General features: G+C 35.1%; 16 protein-coding genes and 1 pseudogene. 13 read left to right on the top strand and 4 right to left on the bottom strand.

Annotated elements, in window-relative coordinates:
* Positions 1–183: 183 nt before the first annotated feature.
* Positions 184–1,857 carry a dihydroxy-acid dehydratase gene (ilvD, locus tag JFU20_RS05975; RefSeq protein WP_002012150.1) on the top strand — a complete coding sequence of 558 codons (1,674 nt, stop codon included), beginning with the start codon at positions 184–186 and terminating at the stop codon, positions 1,855–1,857.
* A gap of 32 nt (positions 1,858–1,889) precedes the next feature.
* Positions 1,890–3,152: a threonine ammonia-lyase IlvA gene (gene ilvA, locus JFU20_RS05970; RefSeq protein ID WP_002086291.1), complete on the top strand. Its 1,263-nt coding sequence runs from the start codon at positions 1,890–1,892 to the stop codon at positions 3,150–3,152.
* 99 nt (positions 3,153–3,251) lie between these two features.
* On the opposite strand, the gene JFU20_RS05965 is transcribed toward ilvA, so the two are convergent.
* Together JFU20_RS05965 and JFU20_RS05960 are read right to left on the bottom strand one after the other, a co-directional pair.
* Positions 3,252–3,479 (bottom strand): hypothetical protein, encoded by a 228-nt coding sequence (locus JFU20_RS05965; protein WP_012260734.1) that lies wholly within the window; start codon positions 3,477–3,479, stop codon positions 3,252–3,254.
* A 52-nt stretch (positions 3,480–3,531) separates the two neighbouring features.
* Positions 3,532–4,635, bottom strand: a complete 1,104-nt coding sequence (locus JFU20_RS05960) for a CapA family protein (RefSeq protein ID WP_201038448.1) — start codon at positions 4,633–4,635, stop codon at positions 3,532–3,534.
* Between the two features lie 261 nt (positions 4,636–4,896).
* On the opposite strand from JFU20_RS05960, the gene JFU20_RS05955 reads away from it, so the two are divergent.
* The 3 genes from JFU20_RS05955 (at position 4,897) to JFU20_RS05945 (ending at position 7,828) form a co-directional block, all read left to right on the top strand.
* A complete protein-coding gene (locus tag JFU20_RS05955; protein ID WP_201038447.1) occupies positions 4,897–5,616 on the top strand; it encodes a DUF554 domain-containing protein in 720 nt (239 codons plus the stop codon).
* A gap of 14 nt (positions 5,617–5,630) precedes the next feature.
* On the top strand, positions 5,631–6,497 hold the full coding sequence (locus JFU20_RS05950; RefSeq protein WP_113735533.1) for a GNAT family N-acetyltransferase: 867 nt from the start codon (positions 5,631–5,633) through the stop codon (positions 6,495–6,497).
* A gap of 116 nt (positions 6,498–6,613) precedes the next feature.
* Positions 6,614–7,828 carry a multidrug efflux MFS transporter gene (locus tag JFU20_RS05945; protein WP_002165978.1) on the top strand — a complete coding sequence of 405 codons (1,215 nt, stop codon included), beginning with the start codon at positions 6,614–6,616 and terminating at the stop codon, positions 7,826–7,828.
* Positions 7,829–7,883: 55 nt separating this feature from the next.
* On the opposite strand, the gene JFU20_RS05940 is transcribed toward JFU20_RS05945, so the two are convergent.
* Positions 7,884–8,645 (bottom strand): DODA-type extradiol aromatic ring-opening family dioxygenase, encoded by a 762-nt coding sequence (locus JFU20_RS05940; RefSeq protein WP_002012144.1) that lies wholly within the window; start codon positions 8,643–8,645, stop codon positions 7,884–7,886.
* Between the two features lie 209 nt (positions 8,646–8,854).
* Here JFU20_RS05940 and JFU20_RS05935 point away from each other — a divergent pair, with 209 nt between their 5' ends.
* From JFU20_RS05935 to JFU20_RS05915, 5 genes and pseudogenes are all read left to right on the top strand, one after another.
* Complete coding sequence (locus tag JFU20_RS05935) at positions 8,855–9,778, top strand: alpha/beta fold hydrolase (protein ID WP_002165977.1); 924 nt, start codon at positions 8,855–8,857, stop codon at positions 9,776–9,778.
* Between the two features lie 56 nt (positions 9,779–9,834).
* Complete coding sequence (locus tag JFU20_RS05930; protein WP_002012141.1) at positions 9,835–10,440, top strand: pentapeptide repeat-containing protein; 606 nt, start codon at positions 9,835–9,837, stop codon at positions 10,438–10,440.
* Between the two features lie 121 nt (positions 10,441–10,561).
* Positions 10,562–10,921, top strand: a pseudogene (locus JFU20_RS05925) (YunG family protein).
* A 53-nt stretch (positions 10,922–10,974) separates the two neighbouring features.
* Positions 10,975–12,300: a bifunctional S-methyl-5'-thioadenosine deaminase/S-adenosylhomocysteine deaminase gene (locus JFU20_RS05920; protein WP_002012138.1), complete on the top strand. Its 1,326-nt coding sequence runs from the start codon at positions 10,975–10,977 to the stop codon at positions 12,298–12,300.
* Between the two features lie 155 nt (positions 12,301–12,455).
* Positions 12,456–14,084: a peptide ABC transporter substrate-binding protein gene (locus tag JFU20_RS05915; RefSeq protein ID WP_002165974.1), complete on the top strand. Its 1,629-nt coding sequence runs from the start codon at positions 12,456–12,458 to the stop codon at positions 14,082–14,084.
* Between the two features lie 65 nt (positions 14,085–14,149).
* Here the strand turns inward: JFU20_RS05915 and JFU20_RS05910 are convergent, their stop codons facing one another.
* A complete protein-coding gene (locus JFU20_RS05910; RefSeq protein WP_002126807.1) occupies positions 14,150–14,680 on the bottom strand; it encodes a GNAT family N-acetyltransferase in 531 nt (176 codons plus the stop codon).
* Between the two features lie 143 nt (positions 14,681–14,823).
* On the opposite strand from JFU20_RS05910, the gene JFU20_RS05905 reads away from it, so the two are divergent.
* The 3 genes from JFU20_RS05905 (at position 14,824) to JFU20_RS05895 (ending at position 17,522) form a co-directional block, all read left to right on the top strand.
* Positions 14,824–15,522 (top strand): response regulator transcription factor, encoded by a 699-nt coding sequence (locus JFU20_RS05905; RefSeq protein ID WP_002165973.1) that lies wholly within the window; start codon positions 14,824–14,826, stop codon positions 15,520–15,522.
* Positions 15,512–16,579, top strand: coding sequence for a sensor histidine kinase (locus JFU20_RS05900; RefSeq protein WP_002165972.1), 1,068 nt, complete (start codon positions 15,512–15,514; stop codon positions 16,577–16,579). Before JFU20_RS05905 ends, JFU20_RS05900 begins: the two co-directional genes overlap by 11 nt.
* Before the next feature lie 82 nt (positions 16,580–16,661).
* Positions 16,662–17,522 (top strand): M23 family metallopeptidase, encoded by an 861-nt coding sequence (locus JFU20_RS05895; RefSeq protein ID WP_002165971.1) that lies wholly within the window; start codon positions 16,662–16,664, stop codon positions 17,520–17,522.
* Positions 17,523–17,556 lie beyond the last annotated feature (34 nt).

The following is a 17,556-nucleotide window of genomic DNA, read 5'->3' as shown; positions in this document are numbered from 1 at the left end:
GTCTGGTTGGACCTACAAAGCTTATATTTCGTGAGAAGTGTAAGGAAGCTGAGTGGTAACGCGAAACTCTCGCCTCAGCAATCAAAGCTACTATTAAGTAGTAGTTGATTGCTGAGGTGAGAGTTTTTATTTTAAAAAATAGATTAAGTAAGAGAAAAAATGTGTAAGAAGGGATTTGACAAGATGAGAAGTGACATGATTAAAAAAGGTTTTGATAAAGCTCCGCATCGTAGTTTATTAAAAGCAACTGGTTTAAAAGATGAAGATTTTGATAAACCATTCATAGCAATTTGTAATTCTTTTATTGAAATTATTCCAGGTCATAAGCACTTAAATGAGTTTGGGAAACTTGTTAAAGAAGCAGTACGTGCAGCAGGCATGGTTCCATTTGAATTTAATACAATTGGAGTAGATGACGGTATTGCGATGGGTCATATCGGTATGCGTTATTCGCTTCCGAGTCGTGAAATCATTGCAGATTCAGTAGAAACGGTTGTAAATGCACACTGGTTTGACGGAATGATTTGTATTCCAAACTGTGACAAAATTACACCAGGTATGATGATGGCTGCACTTCGCATAAACATTCCAACTGTTTTTGTTTCAGGTGGTCCGATGGCAGCTGGGAAAACATCTAAAGGGGAAGTTGTCGATTTAAGTTCTGTTTTTGAAGGGGTAGGAGCCTATCAATCTGGGAAAATTTCAGAAGAAGAATTAAAGGACATTGAAGATCATGGCTGTCCATCTTGTGGTTCTTGTTCTGGGATGTTTACAGCGAACTCTATGAACTGTTTATGCGAAGTGTTAGGTTTAGCTCTTCCTGGTAACGGGAGTATTTTAGCAATTGATCCAAGACGTGAGGAGTTAATTAAACAAGCAGCAGAAAAATTAAAAATTTTAATTGAGAGAGATATTAAACCACGCGACATTGTAACAGAAGAAGCAATTGATGATGCGTTTGCACTTGATATGGCGATGGGTGGATCAACGAATACAGTATTACACACGTTAGCACTCGCACAAGAGGCGGGATTAGATTACGATATGAACCGCATTGATGCAGTTTCAAGGCGTGTACCGCATTTATGTAAAGTAAGTCCAGCTTCTAATTGGCATATGGAAGATATCGATCGTGCAGGCGGGATTAGTGCAATTTTGAAAGAGATGAGCCGAAAAGAAGGGGTACTTCACCTTGATCGTATAACTGCTACTGGGCAAACATTAAGAGAAAACATTGCTCATGCAGAGATTCAAGATAAGGAAGTTATTCATTCTCTAGAAAATCCTCATAGTGAAGAAGGAGGATTACGTATATTAAAAGGAAATCTTGCGAAAGACGGAGCGGTTATTAAAAGCGGAGCAACAGAAGTAAAACGATTTGAAGGACCTTGCGTTATTTTTAATTCACAAGATGAGGCGCTTGCCGGCATTATGCTTGGGAAAGTTAAGAAAGGAGATGTAGTTGTTATTCGCTATGAAGGACCAAGAGGCGGACCTGGTATGCCGGAAATGTTAGCACCAACATCAGCAATTGCTGGTATGGGATTAGGAGCAGATGTTGCACTTTTAACTGATGGTCGCTTCTCTGGTGCTTCACGTGGTATTTCGGTAGGGCACATTTCACCAGAAGCAGCAGCTGGCGGAACGATTGCACTTCTTGAACAAGGAGATATTGTATGTATTGATGTTGAGGAACGCTTGTTAGAAGTGAGAGTTAGTGATGAGGAATTAGAGAAGCGTAAAAAAGGGTGGAAACGACCAGAACCAAAAGTGAAAACTGGGTGGCTTGGACGTTATGCACAAATGGTAACATCGGCGAATACAGGTGCAGTTCTGAAAATCCCGAATTTTGATTGAGCCAATATAAAAAGAGATAAGGATGATATAAAATGGTGCAAAATGTAAAGGAGAGAGTGAAAATTGAAGATATCTTAATGGCTCATAATTGCATGAAAGATATCATTATTAAAACACCGTTACAACGAGATTCAGTTTTATCTGAGAAATATGAATGTGACGTATATGTTAAGCGAGAAGATTTACAAGTTATTCGTTCTTTCAAAATTCGTGGTGCGTATAATTTAATTCAAAGTTTACCGAAAGAAAAGTTACAAAATGGTGTTGTTTGTGCAAGTGCTGGTAATCATGCACAAGGAGTTGCTTATACGTGTAATTTATTGAAGATTCCGTCAAAAATTTTCATGCCGACAACGACACCTAAGCAAAAAGTATCACAAGTTGAATTTTTCGGTGGTGATTTCGCAGACATTGTATTAGTTGGTGATACATTTGATAGTTCTTTCCAAGAGGCGCAGCGCTATTGTGTAGAAAATAGGATGACATTTGTACATCCGTTTGATGATCCGTATGTCGTTGCTGGTCAAGGAACAGTCGCTGTTGAAATTATGCATGATATGGAGAAACCAGTTGATTATATATTTACAGCAATTGGCGGTGGTGGATTAGCATCTGGTATTGGTACATATGTAAAGGGGGTTAGTCCTACTACAAAGGTAATCGGTGTAGAACCGATGGGAGCTGCATCTATGAAAGAAGCTTTTCTTCAAAATGAAAATGTTGCATTAGAAAAGATTGATAGTTTTGTTGATGGAGCAGCTGTTAAGAAGGTAGGAAAGTTAACTTTTGAAACATGTAAAGATGTAATTGATGATATTGTTTTAGTACCGGAGGGAAAGGTTTGTACAACGATTTTAGAACTGTATAAGAAAAATGCAATTGTAGCAGAGCCAGCTGGTGCGCTTTCTATTGCGGCACTTGATCTATACAGAGATGAAATAAAGGGAAAAACAGTTGTATGCACGTTAAGTGGTGGAAATAATGATATTGATAGAATGCAAGAAATGAAAGAACGATCCCTTATTCATGAAGGATTAAAGCACTATTTCATCATTGAATTTCCGCAACGTTCAGGAGCACTACGAGAGTTTCTTGATAAAGGATTAGGACCGGAAGATGATATTACTCGCTTTGAGTATATTAAGAAACATAATAAAGAAAATGGTCCAGCTTTAGTGGGGGTAGAATTAAAGCATAAGGAAGACTATGAAGCTTTAATTACTCGTTTTCAAGAAAATAACATTCAATTCGTGGAGCTTAATAAAAATCCTGTGCTGTTTGATTTACTTATTTAATAAAAGAAAAGAGTTAACATACAATTCTACTTGAAATAAAAAAGGTAGATACAAGCGGAGGGAAATCCTGCTTGTTCTATCTTTTTTATTCTTTGAAAGTTAAACGAAATACGCTCCATATTCAAGAAGGATAAAGCTAGTTAACCAAAAAAGTATTGCAATACGAATGATTACATACATTGTAAATTCAAAGGGAGTAAGTTTTCTCTCTCGCTTTATTTTTCTTAGAAGTCTAACAGAAAAAAATGAACATAAAAGCAGGATCGCTATAGATATTTTATACACGTTTTCTAACAGACTTATATTTTCTAATAAGTTTTTCAACATATTCATCACCTATCCCGTAATGTATGTTACAGAGAAATGAATCTCGTGCTGTTTAGTTGCGTTTGTTTATTATTTTCCCAGTGTCATCAATTTCTACATCAGTTGAAACCGTTTGTAAATATTGCAGTGCTTTTTTCTTTTCTTCTTCATTTACAGGAGAAACTTGGTTGTTGCGAATGATGTAAGGATTGAATGACATTTGGACATCCTTACCTTTAAAGGTTAAAGTTAATACGCCTGTTTCGGCACTCTTTCCATTTACATAATTCGGGAATAAAAAGTTTCCTAACGAGTATGCGATAGGAACTTTATTGTAATACTCAAATCCTTGTAACCAATGCGGGTGACTTCCAACGATTGCATCAGCACCCGCCTCTACCATTTTCGGAACATATTGTTTCTGGTATTCTATTGGGCGATTAGATTTTTCGACGCCCCAATGCATATAGACGATTACATAATCAGCATCTTTCTTTTGCTCTTGAATCGTTTTTGTTACAAGATCTAGGTCATATCCGTTTGCAACGCCGGGTTTATTGTCACCGGCTACCCAATTAAAGTTAGGCATAAAGCGTACAAAGGAAAGAAATTTAAACTTTTTTCCTTTTACAGTTAGTTCACGAGCGGTATAAGCATCTTCAACATTTTTTCCGGCTCCAGTGTAAGGTAGTTTTAACTTTTCGACGTGAGAAATGGTGTCTAGTAGTCCATCTTGTCCATAATCAAGCGTATGGTTATTGCCAATGTTTACGATGTCATATCCGGTGTTTTTAATGGCTTGTAGTGTGGATGGATCACTTTTAATCCAAAATTGTTGCCCAGGTACTTTTTTTTCTCTCGTTGTAAATGCAGACTCTAAATTAATAAAGGAGATATCAGCTTTCGTTATTTCCTCTTTTACATGTTGAAACGGATAATCAGCCCCATTTTTTTCGATTACGGGACGTAATTGCCAATCGAACATTGTATCACCAGAGAAGGTGAGTGTGATTTCAGGGTTTTCGGTTTTCTTTTCGGTCGTCGAATTTTCTTTGGTTGATGCGTTTTGTATATCTGGTTTATTTTTTGCTTTTGAAATGTAAGTGTAATTGATTAATAAAACAATTGGTGTAATGAAAAAGGCTATTAAAATAAGTCGTTTTAATAAAGTTTTCATAGCTACCGTCCCTTTTGGTTTTGTCCCGTTTTGTTCAACTGATAAAAATCTATCACTGACTAAAGGTTCCTTGTATACCGTAATCGTGAACTTCCACAATGAATGTAGTGAAAATAGCGTATAGATAGATTCGTAGATGCTAAAAAGCGGGTTAAATCATTTGCTAATATTCTTAATATTAAGTTAACATATAGGTAACCTTTAAAGCAATGTGTAATCCAGAATATAGTAATAAGGAATTCAGAGGATGGAGAATGTAGTATGGTTATAGTAGGAGCAGTTGTAAATGGAGTCTGCATTATAATTGGAACTTTGTTTGGTAAATTATTTAGTAATATTCCAGAAAGTATGAAAGGAACGATTATGCATGCAATTGGTTTAACGGTTGCTGTACTTGGACTTCAAATGGCATTGAAGAGTGAAAATTTTCTCGTTGTGATTTTAAGTTTAGTTATTGGTGCGGTAATTGGAGAATGGCTACAATTAGAAGAAAGATTAACACATTTAGGAGAATGGCTAGAAAATAAAGTTGGATCGAAAGGTAAAGGAAGTATATCAGAAGGTTTTGTAACAGCTACTCTAATCTTTGCAATTGGAGCGATGGGGATACTTGGCGCATTAGACAGTGGTATTAGAGGGAATCACGATGTTTTATTCACAAAAGCGATTATCGATGGATTCATTTCTATTATATTAACGACAACTCTAGGAATTGGCGTAGTATTTTCAGCGATTCCAGTGATTTTATATGAGGGAGGTATTGCAGTTTTTGCAACACAAATTAATAGTTTTGTTCCAAAAGAATTAATGAATCAATTTATAGTGGAAATGACGGCTACTGGCGGTATTATGATATTCGCAATCGGATTAAACTTACTTGGATTTATTAAAATTAAAGTGGCAAATTTACTTCCAGGCATATTAATGGTTGGAGTAATTGTTTCTATTATATACGGTTATGGTTTGATAATAAGTCATTAGGGGAAGGGATATAGATGATGGAATTCCAATTTACAAAACGTGCATATAAAATATTGGAGATTGCAGCAGAAGAGGCTGAGTGTAGTAAAGGTATTATCCATCCAGTTCATCTATTTATAGGAGCTTGTAAGGAAGGTACTGGAGTTTGCGCGGAGTTACATATGTATTTATTTCACACGGTGGGTATGGGTTTTTTAGCAAAGATATCGTTACTCCAACAATATTATGCAAATGAAATAGAATACATAAATGTTGGGGAGTTTAAAGTTTCAAATAAGACGATAGAAGTTTTACAAGTAGCGAAGAAACGGATGGAACGTTTTCAGCAAATAGTAATAAATGAAGGGCATGTTTTATATGCAATTTTTCAAGGGGATACAGTTATTGATAAGGTTATAAGTGAAAAGATGAAAAAAGATCTGTTGCAAATTACATCTGAACCAAGAGACTTGACGGTTGCATTAACAATATTTGATCCTATTTGTAATAGTTTAAGCTGTAATATTAGAAAAGCGATCTCTTCTGATTTTGAAAAGTTGGCACGTTTTGTTAAGGATGAATTTGGTGAGCGTTGGTTAAAATCTTTAGATTATGGATTTCGGACATATAAAGAAGAGTTACCTATATTTATTGCTGAACAAGGAGGAGAAATCATTGGTTTCGCTTGTTATGATGTTGTGAGAGGAAAGAAAGGGTTGTTTGGCCCGATGGGTACAGCGAAACATAATCGTGTGAACGGTGTTGGGAAGACGTTATTGAATCATTGTTTATATAACATGAAGAAAAGCGGATATGAGTATGCAATTATAGGACAAGCAGGTCCGATTGAGTTTTACGAGCGATGCTGTAATGCACGTTTAATACCCATAGGAGATAATTAACTCTATCCCTTTGCAAAGAATGCAAAGGGATAGAGTTTTATTATGTATAAAGCAAATTACTAAACTTTTTCCAGGAAACGGTGTAGAATGGGTATCTAATGAAAGAAGGTGTGAAAATGGCCAGCTGGAAACGAAATTTAATGATTTGTTGGCTAGGTTGTTTTACCACTGCAGCCGGTATGAGTTTAGTAATTCCTTTTTTATCTTTTTATATTGAGGAATTAGGGGTGACCGGCACTGCTAGTATTGCACAGTGGTCGGGACTTGCATTTGGTGTAACATTTTTAATGGGTGCGATTGTATCACCGATATGGGGAAAGCTCGGTGATATACATGGACGGAAATTGATGCTTATACGTGCTAGCCTTGGTATGGCGATAATTATGACGCTTATGGGGTTTGTGACAGATGTGTATCAATTAGTCGCACTTCGGTTTTTAATGGGATCGGTATCAGGTTTCCTTTCTACAGCGATGACACTTATTGCTGCAGAAACTCCGCAAGAACATTCAGGTTGGGCAATTTCTACAATTTCAACTGGAGGCGTGAGCGGTTCATTACTTGGGCCGATACTCGGAGGTTATTTGTCAGAGTTAATTGGAATGCGCCATGTTTTTCTAGTTACAGGAGCTTTCTTATTCCTTTCCTTTCTTATCGTCTTTTTCTTCTTACATGAGGAGAAACATTCTGCTAAAGAAAAAAAGGCACAGCCGAAGAAAGTATGGACGATGGTCCCTGCAAAACATTTAATAATAAGTTTATTTGTAGCAACGTTTATTATTCAGCTTGCAAATATGTCGATTCAACCTATTATTACGTTGTACGTAAAGCATTTGGCAGGACCAGGAACAGATCATATTGAAATGCTTGCAGGTGCAGTCATGTCTGCGACAGGATTAGCAGTAATTTTAGCAGCTCCTAAGCTAGGAAGATTATCAGATCATATTGGACCTCAAAAAACGTTAGTTGTAGCGTTGTTTGCTGCAGGAATTATTTTTATTCCGCAAGCATTTGTAACCTCAGCTTGGCAACTATTAATTCTTCGCTTTTTATTAGGTATTGCACAAGCAGGACTATTACCTTCCGTACAAACTCTACTAAAACAACATACGCCAACCCATGTAACGGGACGAATATTTGGATATAATCAATCGTTTCAGTTTTTAGGAAATATGATTGGGCCAGTACTTGGTGGACAAATTGCAGCTCATGCAGGCTTCCAATATGTTTTCTTCTCTACATCATCACTATTATTTATTGCGTGCATTTGGGTTTATTTTCATAGTAAGAACGAAGAGGTATCAGAGAAACGACATTTGGAAGTTAGTTAACTATGTGAATGAAAAACAGAAAAAGGATGAAGCAATATTGCTTCATCCTTTTTCATTAAAATTGAAGGCAAAGATAACTTAATGTACCAAGCTCGTAGCTACGGTGAATGACCGTACCGTCGTTCTCACCACTACCCATCGCGATAAATAGAGGAACAAAATGTTCCGCTCTTGGTACAGCTAATTGTGCATGAGGAGCATTTCTTTCCCAGTTAAACAATGCATCTTTATCGCTAGTATGCATATGATTTATAATCCAATCATCAAATTCAATCGCCCATTGTTCCGGAGTTGTTTCATTCCATTTTAATGCTCGTAAATTATGAACAGTAACTCCGCTGCCGATTACTAAAATATCTTCTTGTCCAAGTCCTTTTAGTGCTTCTCCAATTTCAAATTGTTCTTTTGCAGGAAGGAATGGATTTACTGATATTTGTACGACAGGAATATTGGCTTCTGGGTACATACGATGCAGGAGTGTCCATGAACCATGATCTAAACCTCTCGTCATATTATGATGGACTGGAATGCCTTTGTTTTTAAATTTTGTTTCTAGCATAGACGCAATGCTAGAAGAGCCTTTCGCATGATATTTGATTTCGTATAACTCAGGAGGAAAACCTCCAAAGTCATAGATTGTTTCATATACTTCATCTGAAGAGGAAATCGTTAATACTTCACTTTCCCAGTGAGCGGTAAAAATAACAATAGCTTTCGGTTTATATGTTTCTCCAAGTGTCTTTAAAAAGCGTGTATAGTCTGTATCTTGAATAGCAAGCATAGGTGATCCATGTGCTAAAAATAGTGAGGGCATCATGATTAAAACCTCCTAAAAATATATTAATTACTTTATGTAAGTAACTATATAATTTTATTTTAAATTCGTCAAGATAATAGTTTAATATGTAATCGGAAAAATAGATCATTTGTCATAATGAAAGCAATTGCATATAATACATAATAAGAATAATGAATGTTTATTCATTATAAAAAAAGATATACATAATAGATTTGGAGGCTGTCGGAATGAGCATACAGGAAAATTTCGTTACGGCATTGGATAAATCGGAAATTTACTTGCGTAAATGGTTACCAGAAGGAAATCCGCGGGGAATTGTTCAAATTGCACATGGTATGACAGAACATGCAGGTGTTTATACAGAATTTATTGATGCCTTATTAGAAGCAGGATATGGTGTTTATGCTCATGATCATAAAGGGCATGGAAAAACAGTAAAAAGAGAAGAGGACTATGGTCATTTTGAACCAAATGTAGGTTGGAATCAGGCTGTGTCTGATGTTATCTTTGTTTCGGAAATGATAAAAGAAGAGCAGACATGCTCGTTATTTTTACTTGGACATAGTATGGGTTCTTTTTTATCAAGACGTGCTGTACAACTTAGAGGTGAACTATATGATGGATTTCTTATTTCAGGAACTGGTGGAAATCCAGGGATTTTAGGAAGTATCGGTCATAAAGTAGCGACAATTGAGATGAAACTTCGCGGAAAGAAAACGAAAAGTCCGATGCTGAACTTCTTATCTTTCGGAAACTTCAACTCACACTTTAAGCCAAATCGTACGAAATTTGATTGGTTATCTTCAGATATTCATCAAGTTGATAAGTATATTGCGGATCCGTTATGTGGATTCATTTGCACGACTAGTTTTTACCGAGAATTGTTTCATGGAGTTCTAGAAGTAAATAAAATAGAAGAATACAAGAAGACACCAAAAAATCTTCCAATACATATATTCTCTGGTGATCGTGATCCTGTTGGGGATATGGGGAAAGGTGTAAAAGAAGTATACGAAAACTATAAAAAATGTGGTGTGAAAGATGTAACACTTCGTTTATATGAAAATGGTAGACATGAAATGTTCCATGAAGTGAATAGAGAAGATGTATTTCAAGATTTGATTTCATGGTTAGATGAGCATATTGTATAAGAAGAAACCTCACTTCATGCTGAAGTGAGGTTTTTTGAAAAATTGGAGGATTGATTATGAGTGAATTTGTAAATAAAGAATATGTAGAAATAGATTTTCAAGATGTCTGGATAAAAGACGAGGAATTGAAAAATTGTACCTTCATAAAATGCCGTTTTAGAGGGATAGATGCATCAGAAGTTTTTACTGAAAATTGTAATTTCATAGAATGTGATTTTACTGGTACTCTTTTTAATGCTTCTATCCATCAAGGAACTACGTTTGCTAATTGTAGGTTTTTTGGTGCGAATTTATTTGTATCTAAGTTTGAAGAATGTAAAATGACTGGTTCTGATTTCGAAGAGGCGAATTTAGACGGAATAACAATTATATCAGGCGATTGGTCATATACGAATTTAAGGTTTGCGAACTTAAGTAAACAAATGTTAAAGGGTATTCGTTTAATTGAAGCTGACCTATATGAATGTAATTTAGAAAAAGCAGATTTGCGTGAAGCGGATTTAACGGGCGCACAATTAGGTAAGGTGAAACTTAGTGGGGCGGATTTAAGAGGAGCTGTAGTTGATAGAGTTGATTTTAAAGCTTTTGATTTAAAAAACGTGAAATTAGATATAGCGCAGGCGGTTGCAGTCGCGAGATGTTATGGAGCAAAGGTGAATTAAATCATTTGTAACACCGTTCAATATATTGAACGGTGTTACAAATAGTAATGATTTTTAAAAATTGCCTTTTACTGCTTTTACATATGATGTGTGAAATTGCTAATGTCAGGAGATGCTGAATATGGATAGCATAAAGATTAAACAACTATATGAAGCATTAAGAAAATCTTGGTCAATAGAAACGAGTTCTAAGTGGACGAGTGAAAGCCCAGCAAAGGGATAATGTGGTGTAACGGCCCTTATTGTCCAAGAATTGTGCGGGGGAGAGATAATAAAGACGAAGATAGGTGAAGTATGGCATTTCTACAATAAAGTAGATGGGAAAAGGTATGATTTTACTAGGACCCAATTTCATGAAACATTAAACTATATGGACATGAAGTCGAGCCGTGAAGAAGCATTTGCAGATACAAATGAAAAACAATATAGCATTTCGAAGGAAAAGACAACGAAAGAATTAAAATTATCTTTTGACTCTTAATCTTCAATAAGTTACTATAATGGTGGTAACTAATTAAAGGGAACTTCATAGAGTTGAAAGGGGAAATACTTTTGAAAACAACTTATGTAAACGCTACAATTGCAACGATGAATGAACAAAATGAAGTGATAGAAAATGGATATATCATTGTAGAAAATGATCAAATTATAGATATAAATAGCGGAGAATTCGCTAATGATTTTGAAGTAGATGAAGTAATTGACATGAAAGGAAAGTGGATTTTACCAGGGCTTGTCAATACACATACACATGTTGTTATGAGCCTTTTGAGAGGTATCGGAGATGATATGTTATTGCAGCCATGGCTTGAGACGAGAATTTGGCCACTTGAAAGTCAGTTTACGCCAGAGCTTGCGGTCGCTAGCACGGAATTAGGATTACTTGAAATGGTGAAAAGTGGTACAACATCATTCTCTGATATGTTTAATCCTATTGGAGTAGACCAAGATGCAATTATGGAAACGGTATCAAGGAGTGGAATGCGTGCTGCTGTTTCAAGAACTTTATTTAGCTTCGGAACGAAAGACGATGAAAAGAAAGCAATTGAAGAAGCTGAGAAATATGTGAAGCGTTACTATAACGAAAGTGGTATGTTAACTACGATGGTTGCACCGCATAGTCCATATACATGTTCCACAGAACTGTTAGAAGAGTGTGCTCGTATTGCAGTAGAAAATCAAACGATGGTTCATATTCATCTTTCTGAAACAGAGCGTGAAGTACGTGATATTGAAGCACAGTATGGGAAGCGTCCAGTAGAATATGCAGCAAGCTGCGGATTGTTTAAACGCCCAACAGTTATTGCGCACGGTGTAGTATTAAATGAAAATGAGCGTGCATTTTTAGCAGAACATGATGTTCGAGTAGCTCATAACCCAAATAGTAATTTAAAACTAGGTTCTGGTATAGCGAATGTAAAAGCGATGCTAGAAGCAGGAATAAAAGTAGGGATTGCAACAGATAGTGTGGCGTCTAACAACAATTTAGATATGTTTGAAGAAATGCGCATTGCAACATTATTACAAAAAGGTATTCATCAAGATGCAACAGCGTTACCAGTTGAAACAGCTCTTACACTTGCGACTAAAGGAGCTGCTGAAGTAATCGGGATGAAACAAACGGGCTCACTTGAGGTTGGAAAGCGTGCTGATTTTATTACGATTGACCCATCTAATAAGCCGCATTTACAACCGGCAGATGAAGTGTTATCACATCTTGTGTATGCAGCTAGTGGAAAAGATATAAGCGATGTAATTATTAATGGTAAACGTGTCGTTTGGAATGGTGAATGTAAAACATTAGATGAAGAGCGTATTATATTTGAAGCAAGTCGTTATAAACGAGGTTTACAAAGATAGGTAATTATATATCAGTTGAGAAAGCTATCCTTTTTTAAAAGGATAGCTTTTTTCTTGAACGAATAAATATTCAAAAGAATGTCGCATCTTTCTGTTAGTATTTCTGCTATAATATATAACGCTTTATAATATTTTATACTTAAGGAGAACAACTCATGAAGCGAAAAAAGAGCCATTTAATAGTAATGGCACTTGTTACAACTTTATTATTAACAGCTTGTAATAATAAAGCGAATAAAAGTGACACAGAGGCAAAAAAACAAGTATTAAATGTAACGGTATCAGAAGAAATTCCTTCTCTTGATACTGCGAAAACGATGGATGGTACATCAGCACACGTTATGCAAAACATATTTGAAGGATTGTATGTATTAGATGATCAAGATCAACCTATTCCAGCAGTAGCAAAATCGTTTAAAAGAAGTGAAGATGGTAAAAAATATACATTTGATTTGCGTAAAGATGCAAAATGGTCAAATGGAGACAGTGTGACAGCAAATGATTTTATGTTTGCATGGAAACGTGCAATTAATTCTGAAACAGCGTCTCAATATGCGTACATGCTCTTTTACGTGAAAAATGCGAAAGAGATAAATAAGGGAACAATGCCTCTTGATGAACTTGGGGTTAAAGTTATAAATGATTATAAGTTAGAAGTGGAACTCGAACAGCCAATTCCTTATTTTTTACAGTTGTTAGCACTACCTATTTACTTACCACAGCATGAATCATTTTTGAAAGAACAAGGAAAGAATTATGCATTGGAACCTAGTAATCTCATATATAATGGGCCATTTGTATTAGAGAAATGGAAGCATGAACAAGAGTTTCAATTAAAGAAGAATGCTACATATTGGGATCAAAAGAAAGTGAAATTAGACGAAATAAACTTTCAAATTGTAAAAGATACAATGACGGTTGTTAATTTATACGAAGCTGGTGATTTGGATCGAGTGCCTATTAATTCGCAATTTGTAGACAAGTATAAAGGGAATAAGGAATTACATATGTCAAGCGATCCTGGAATTGCTATGCTACGTTTTAATGAGAAAAATAATGCGTTAGCAAATAAGAAAGTACGTCAATCTATTTCATTAGTGTTAAATAAGAAGGATTTTGTTACGCACTTTATTAATAACGGGGCAAAACCTGCAAGTGGACTTGTACCAGTTGGTCATGTAAATGAAGAGACTGGTAAAGATTTTAGAAAAGAAAACGGAGATCTTTCTCCATATGATTTGCAAAATGCGAAAAAGATTTGGGAAGAAGCGAAGGAAGAACTGGGAGTAGACGAAGTAAAACTCGAATTTTTAACGTTTGAACAAGATAACGCAAAACGTATGGCGGAATATATAAAAGGTGACTTAGAGAAGAATTTGCATGGATTAACGATACAAATTAAACAACAGCCATTTAAGCAAAAATTACAATTAGAACAAACAGGTGATTACGATATATCTATGGTAAATTGGGGACCAGATTATAAAGATCCAATTAGTTATTTAGAGCTATTTACGACAAGTAATCCAAATAATAAAATGAATTATTCTAATCCTCATTACGATGAGCTAATAAAAAAAGCTAAAAATGATCTTATACTAGATCAAAAGAAAAGATGGGAAGCGTTGCGAGAAGCTGAGCAGGTCATATTAGAGGACGCTGCGGTAGCACCGCTTTATCATATTGGTTCCGCTTATGTACAAAAGGATTATGTAAAAGGAATTGAAAAGCATCAATTTGGTGGCGTTTATACTTATAAGAATGCTTATATCGATAATAAGTAAAACTATTAATCAAAAAAGAAACCTTACTTTTAAAAGTGAGGTTTCTTTTTTTGGAATTATATCTATTAAACGGATTTTAATAAAGAATAAAAATTCGTATCATATGGGATATCATCTTGATACATATAGTTTTTTAGAATCCCTTCTTTTTCAAATCCTAATTTTAATAGCACTTTATTTGAAGCTTCGTTTTCAAGAAATACAATTGCCCCGATACGTTTTAAATGAAGCGTATGGAAGCCATAAGATATAATTTCAGAAACTGCCTCAGTAGCATATCCATTTCCCCAGTGTTCAGGCAAAAAGGCATAACTTATATTTGCTCGTTTATGTTCAGAAGACCAATCATGAAAACCAATTGTTCCAATGAGCCCTTTCTTGTCTTTTAATTCGATTCCCCATTTAATGCCGCTTCTTGCGTTGTACCCCAACTTAAAATTAGTAAGGATTTGTTTTACTTGATCCAAATTTTGCAATGGTTTTTGGCCATAATGGCGCAGGACATCGGTATTAGAAAAGCACTGTAATATACTCGGTGCATCTTCGTCGGTAAGTTCTCGTAAAATGAGTCGGTTGGTTTTTAATATAGGAAACATATTTTCACTCCATTTCTTATGAAACTAGAATGTATTTGTTATTATATAATTTAATCTGAAAATAAAGATTATTCAAGAGGGAAGTATGGTTTTGATTTGTGATAAAATTGATTGTGGAATATATTTCAAAAAGAGGTTTAGATATGGAGAAAAACTCAATTTTAATTGTAGATGATGATCGAGATATTGTTCGATTTGTGAACGCAAATTTAATGCAAGAAGGTTTTAAAGTTTTTAGTGCTCATAACGGAGAAGAGGCTTTAGAAATAATAAATAATAACAGTATTCAACTTGCTATTCTGGATATTATGATGCCGCAAATGGATGGGATAGAATTGTGTAGAAGGATTAGAGAGAAACATAGTTTACCAATTATGTTTTTAAGCGCGAAATCATCGGACGTAGATAAAGTAATTGGCTTTAGTACTGGGGCAGATGATTATATTGTGAAACCGTTCAGTACAATTGAATTTATAGCAAGAGTGAAAGCTCAATTAAGAAGGTATACATACTTCAATCAAAATGCTGTTCAAGTAATAGAAAAGAAAATAAACATTAGAGGTTTAGAAATAGATGAAGTGTCGAGAACAGTGATGTTATATGGAGAAACAATCAATCTTACGAAAACTGAATATGATATTTTGTACTTAATGGCCGCTGCAATGAATCGTGTGTTTACTATTGAAGAAATATATGAAAGCGTTTGGAAAGAAAGGGCCTATGAAAGTAATAATACAGTAATGGTTCATATTGCAAGATTAAGAAATAAAATTGAAGAGAATCCAAAAGAGCCGAAGTTTATTCAAAATGTTTGGGGAGTCGGATATAAAATTGAAGATTAAATCATTACAAGGCATGAGAGCTAAGTTTTTTATCGCATTCATATGTAGCATTTTGTTAGCAACTGTAAGTATAATAGCGTTTCAAATTGTAATTGGAAATATATATAGTCATGTTACTGCGTTAGAGGAAAAATATTCATTTTTATATTTAATAGTTTTTTTAATTTTTACTACAATATACTTTGCATTCATGACAAAAACAATGATGAAAAGATTATCTGAAATTAACAAGAGTCTGAAGGAAATAAGTAATGGTAATTTTGAAATACATATACTTATTTCAAAAAATGACGAGATTGGTGAATTAGCAGCGAATGTTAATAGAATGGCCAAAAGTTTAAAAGAGTCTATCGAGAATGAAAAAAAATCGCAAGAAATGAAAAATGAAATGATTAGTAATATTTCTCATGACTTACGAACACCTGTAACATCCCTAATAGGTTACGCGGACCTGTTAGGAAATCAGCTTCATTCAAATAGAGAAGAATGTGAACAGTATGTAAGTATATTAAAGCGAAAAAGTTATGAATTAAAAAATCAAGTAGATGGTTTATTAGAATATTGTCAAATAAATTATAGAGAGATCGAATTACATAAAAGTGTAATAAATATGAAAGCGTTCATTGAACAAATCATGATTGATTTTTTACCACAACTAGATGATGCTGATATGAGCTTTTGTATTAAAGGTGATAAGGTGTTACATGTGGAAATGGATGTAGCGGTTATGGTGAGGCTATTCGAAAATGTAATTAGTAATAGTATTATGTACGGGAAAGACGGAAAGGAGCTTTTAATTCAAGTTTCTAAAAGAGATATGAATGTTGAAATAGAAATTAAAAATTTTGGACAATGCATTCCGAATGAGAACCTTCCTTACGTTTTTGAAAAGTTTTATCGTGGTGAAAAATCACGTAGCTCTCATACGGGTGGAAAAGGAATGGGGCTTGCAATTGCGAGAAGTATAGCGGAACTTCATAAAGGAGATATCACTGTACGTAGTAACGATAAAGAAACGGTTTTCACTATCGTTTTACCGCAGTATAAAGAAATGTAAGAAAGTCGTAAGTATTTCTTTCATATGTCGTAATTTTTACTTCGTATCATGGGGAACAAAGATAGGAGAGTAGGGATACAGCATGTGGAAGAGATTTTTATTAGCGAGTATAGTTGCTTTTTTAATTATAAGTTGGAGTTTAGTTTATTTAGGTAATGGCGTTACATCAGTCTTTGTTTGGTGGATTATACAGGCTTTTAGTGTAATTTCAGTTTTTCTCTTAATAGGCTCAGCAGTAATGTTTGTTTGGAAAGGCATTTTTAGAAAGCGGATAGATGGAACGCTACTATTAATAGTTCTGTTTTCTACCATTGGAGCTTGGCCCGTGGGATGGTTCGCTAACATTGGGAGAATTGCATACCCAGTAGATGTACAGTCTATGAGTCCTAAAGTAGTCGTTCGTTTTCCTTTGAATGAACGAGCATTGATAGGTTGGGGCGGCGATAAATTAGAAACGAACTATCACGTTATAAAACCAAATGAACGATGGGCGTACGATATTCTCATTCCACCAGCTGAAGTGAAAAGTAGTAAGTTAGAGGATTATGGAATATATGGAGCGAAAGTAATGGCACCAGCTTCTGGGACAGTTGTATCGATTAAAAATGATGAAATAGATTTAGTTCCGGGATCGGATGATTTTCAATCGATGGCGGGAAATCATATTTATTTACGACTGGATGAAACAGGTACATTTTTGTTTCTTGCCCATTTAAAGAAAGGATCAATTAAAGTGAGGGAAGGCGAACGTGTAAATGAAGGGGAGGTTCTTGCCCAAGTCGGTAACTCAGGAAGTTCAAGTGAACCACATTTACATATCCATCATCAAAGGCAGGATCCATCCAAGGTGAGTATGTTTTTCACGGAAGGCTTGCCACTTTATTTTCGAACTGAAAAAGGTGCGATAATGCCAGAAAGAGAGACATGCATAAGTGGTAAGTAGAAGGAAATCATTTCATACAAAAAGGGTATTCCAA

It is taken from the genome of Bacillus sp. TH30, assembly GCF_016650875.1.
In the GTDB taxonomy this organism is placed as follows: Bacteria; Bacillota; Bacilli; order Bacillales; family Bacillaceae_G; genus Bacillus_A; species Bacillus_A mycoides.
This window is presented reverse-complemented; position numbering and strand designations above follow the sequence as displayed.

Coding starts and splice junctions, on each gene's coding strand:
- ilvD (WP_002012150.1), top strand. CDS start 184: ATGAGAAGTGACATGATTAAAAAAGGTTTTGATAAAGCTCCGCATCGT.
- ilvA (WP_002086291.1), top strand. CDS start 1,890: ATGGTGCAAAATGTAAAGGAGAGAGTGAAAATTGAAGATATCTTAATG.
- JFU20_RS05965 (WP_012260734.1), bottom strand. CDS start 3,479: ATGTTGAAAAACTTATTAGAAAATATAAGTCTGTTAGAAAACGTGTAT.
- JFU20_RS05960 (WP_201038448.1), bottom strand. CDS start 4,635: ATGAAAACTTTATTAAAACGACTTATTTTAATAGCCTTTTTCATTACA.
- JFU20_RS05955 (WP_201038447.1), top strand. CDS start 4,897: ATGGTTATAGTAGGAGCAGTTGTAAATGGAGTCTGCATTATAATTGGA.
- JFU20_RS05950 (WP_113735533.1), top strand. CDS start 5,631: ATGATGGAATTCCAATTTACAAAACGTGCATATAAAATATTGGAGATT.
- JFU20_RS05945 (WP_002165978.1), top strand. CDS start 6,614: ATGGCCAGCTGGAAACGAAATTTAATGATTTGTTGGCTAGGTTGTTTT.
- JFU20_RS05940 (WP_002012144.1), bottom strand. CDS start 8,645: ATGATGCCCTCACTATTTTTAGCACATGGATCACCTATGCTTGCTATT.
- JFU20_RS05935 (WP_002165977.1), top strand. CDS start 8,855: ATGAGCATACAGGAAAATTTCGTTACGGCATTGGATAAATCGGAAATT.
- JFU20_RS05930 (WP_002012141.1), top strand. CDS start 9,835: ATGAGTGAATTTGTAAATAAAGAATATGTAGAAATAGATTTTCAAGAT.
- JFU20_RS05915 (WP_002165974.1), top strand. CDS start 12,456: ATGAAGCGAAAAAAGAGCCATTTAATAGTAATGGCACTTGTTACAACT.
- JFU20_RS05910 (WP_002126807.1), bottom strand. CDS start 14,680: ATGTTTCCTATATTAAAAACCAACCGACTCATTTTACGAGAACTTACC.
- JFU20_RS05905 (WP_002165973.1), top strand. CDS start 14,824: ATGGAGAAAAACTCAATTTTAATTGTAGATGATGATCGAGATATTGTT.
- JFU20_RS05895 (WP_002165971.1), top strand. CDS start 16,662: ATGTGGAAGAGATTTTTATTAGCGAGTATAGTTGCTTTTTTAATTATA.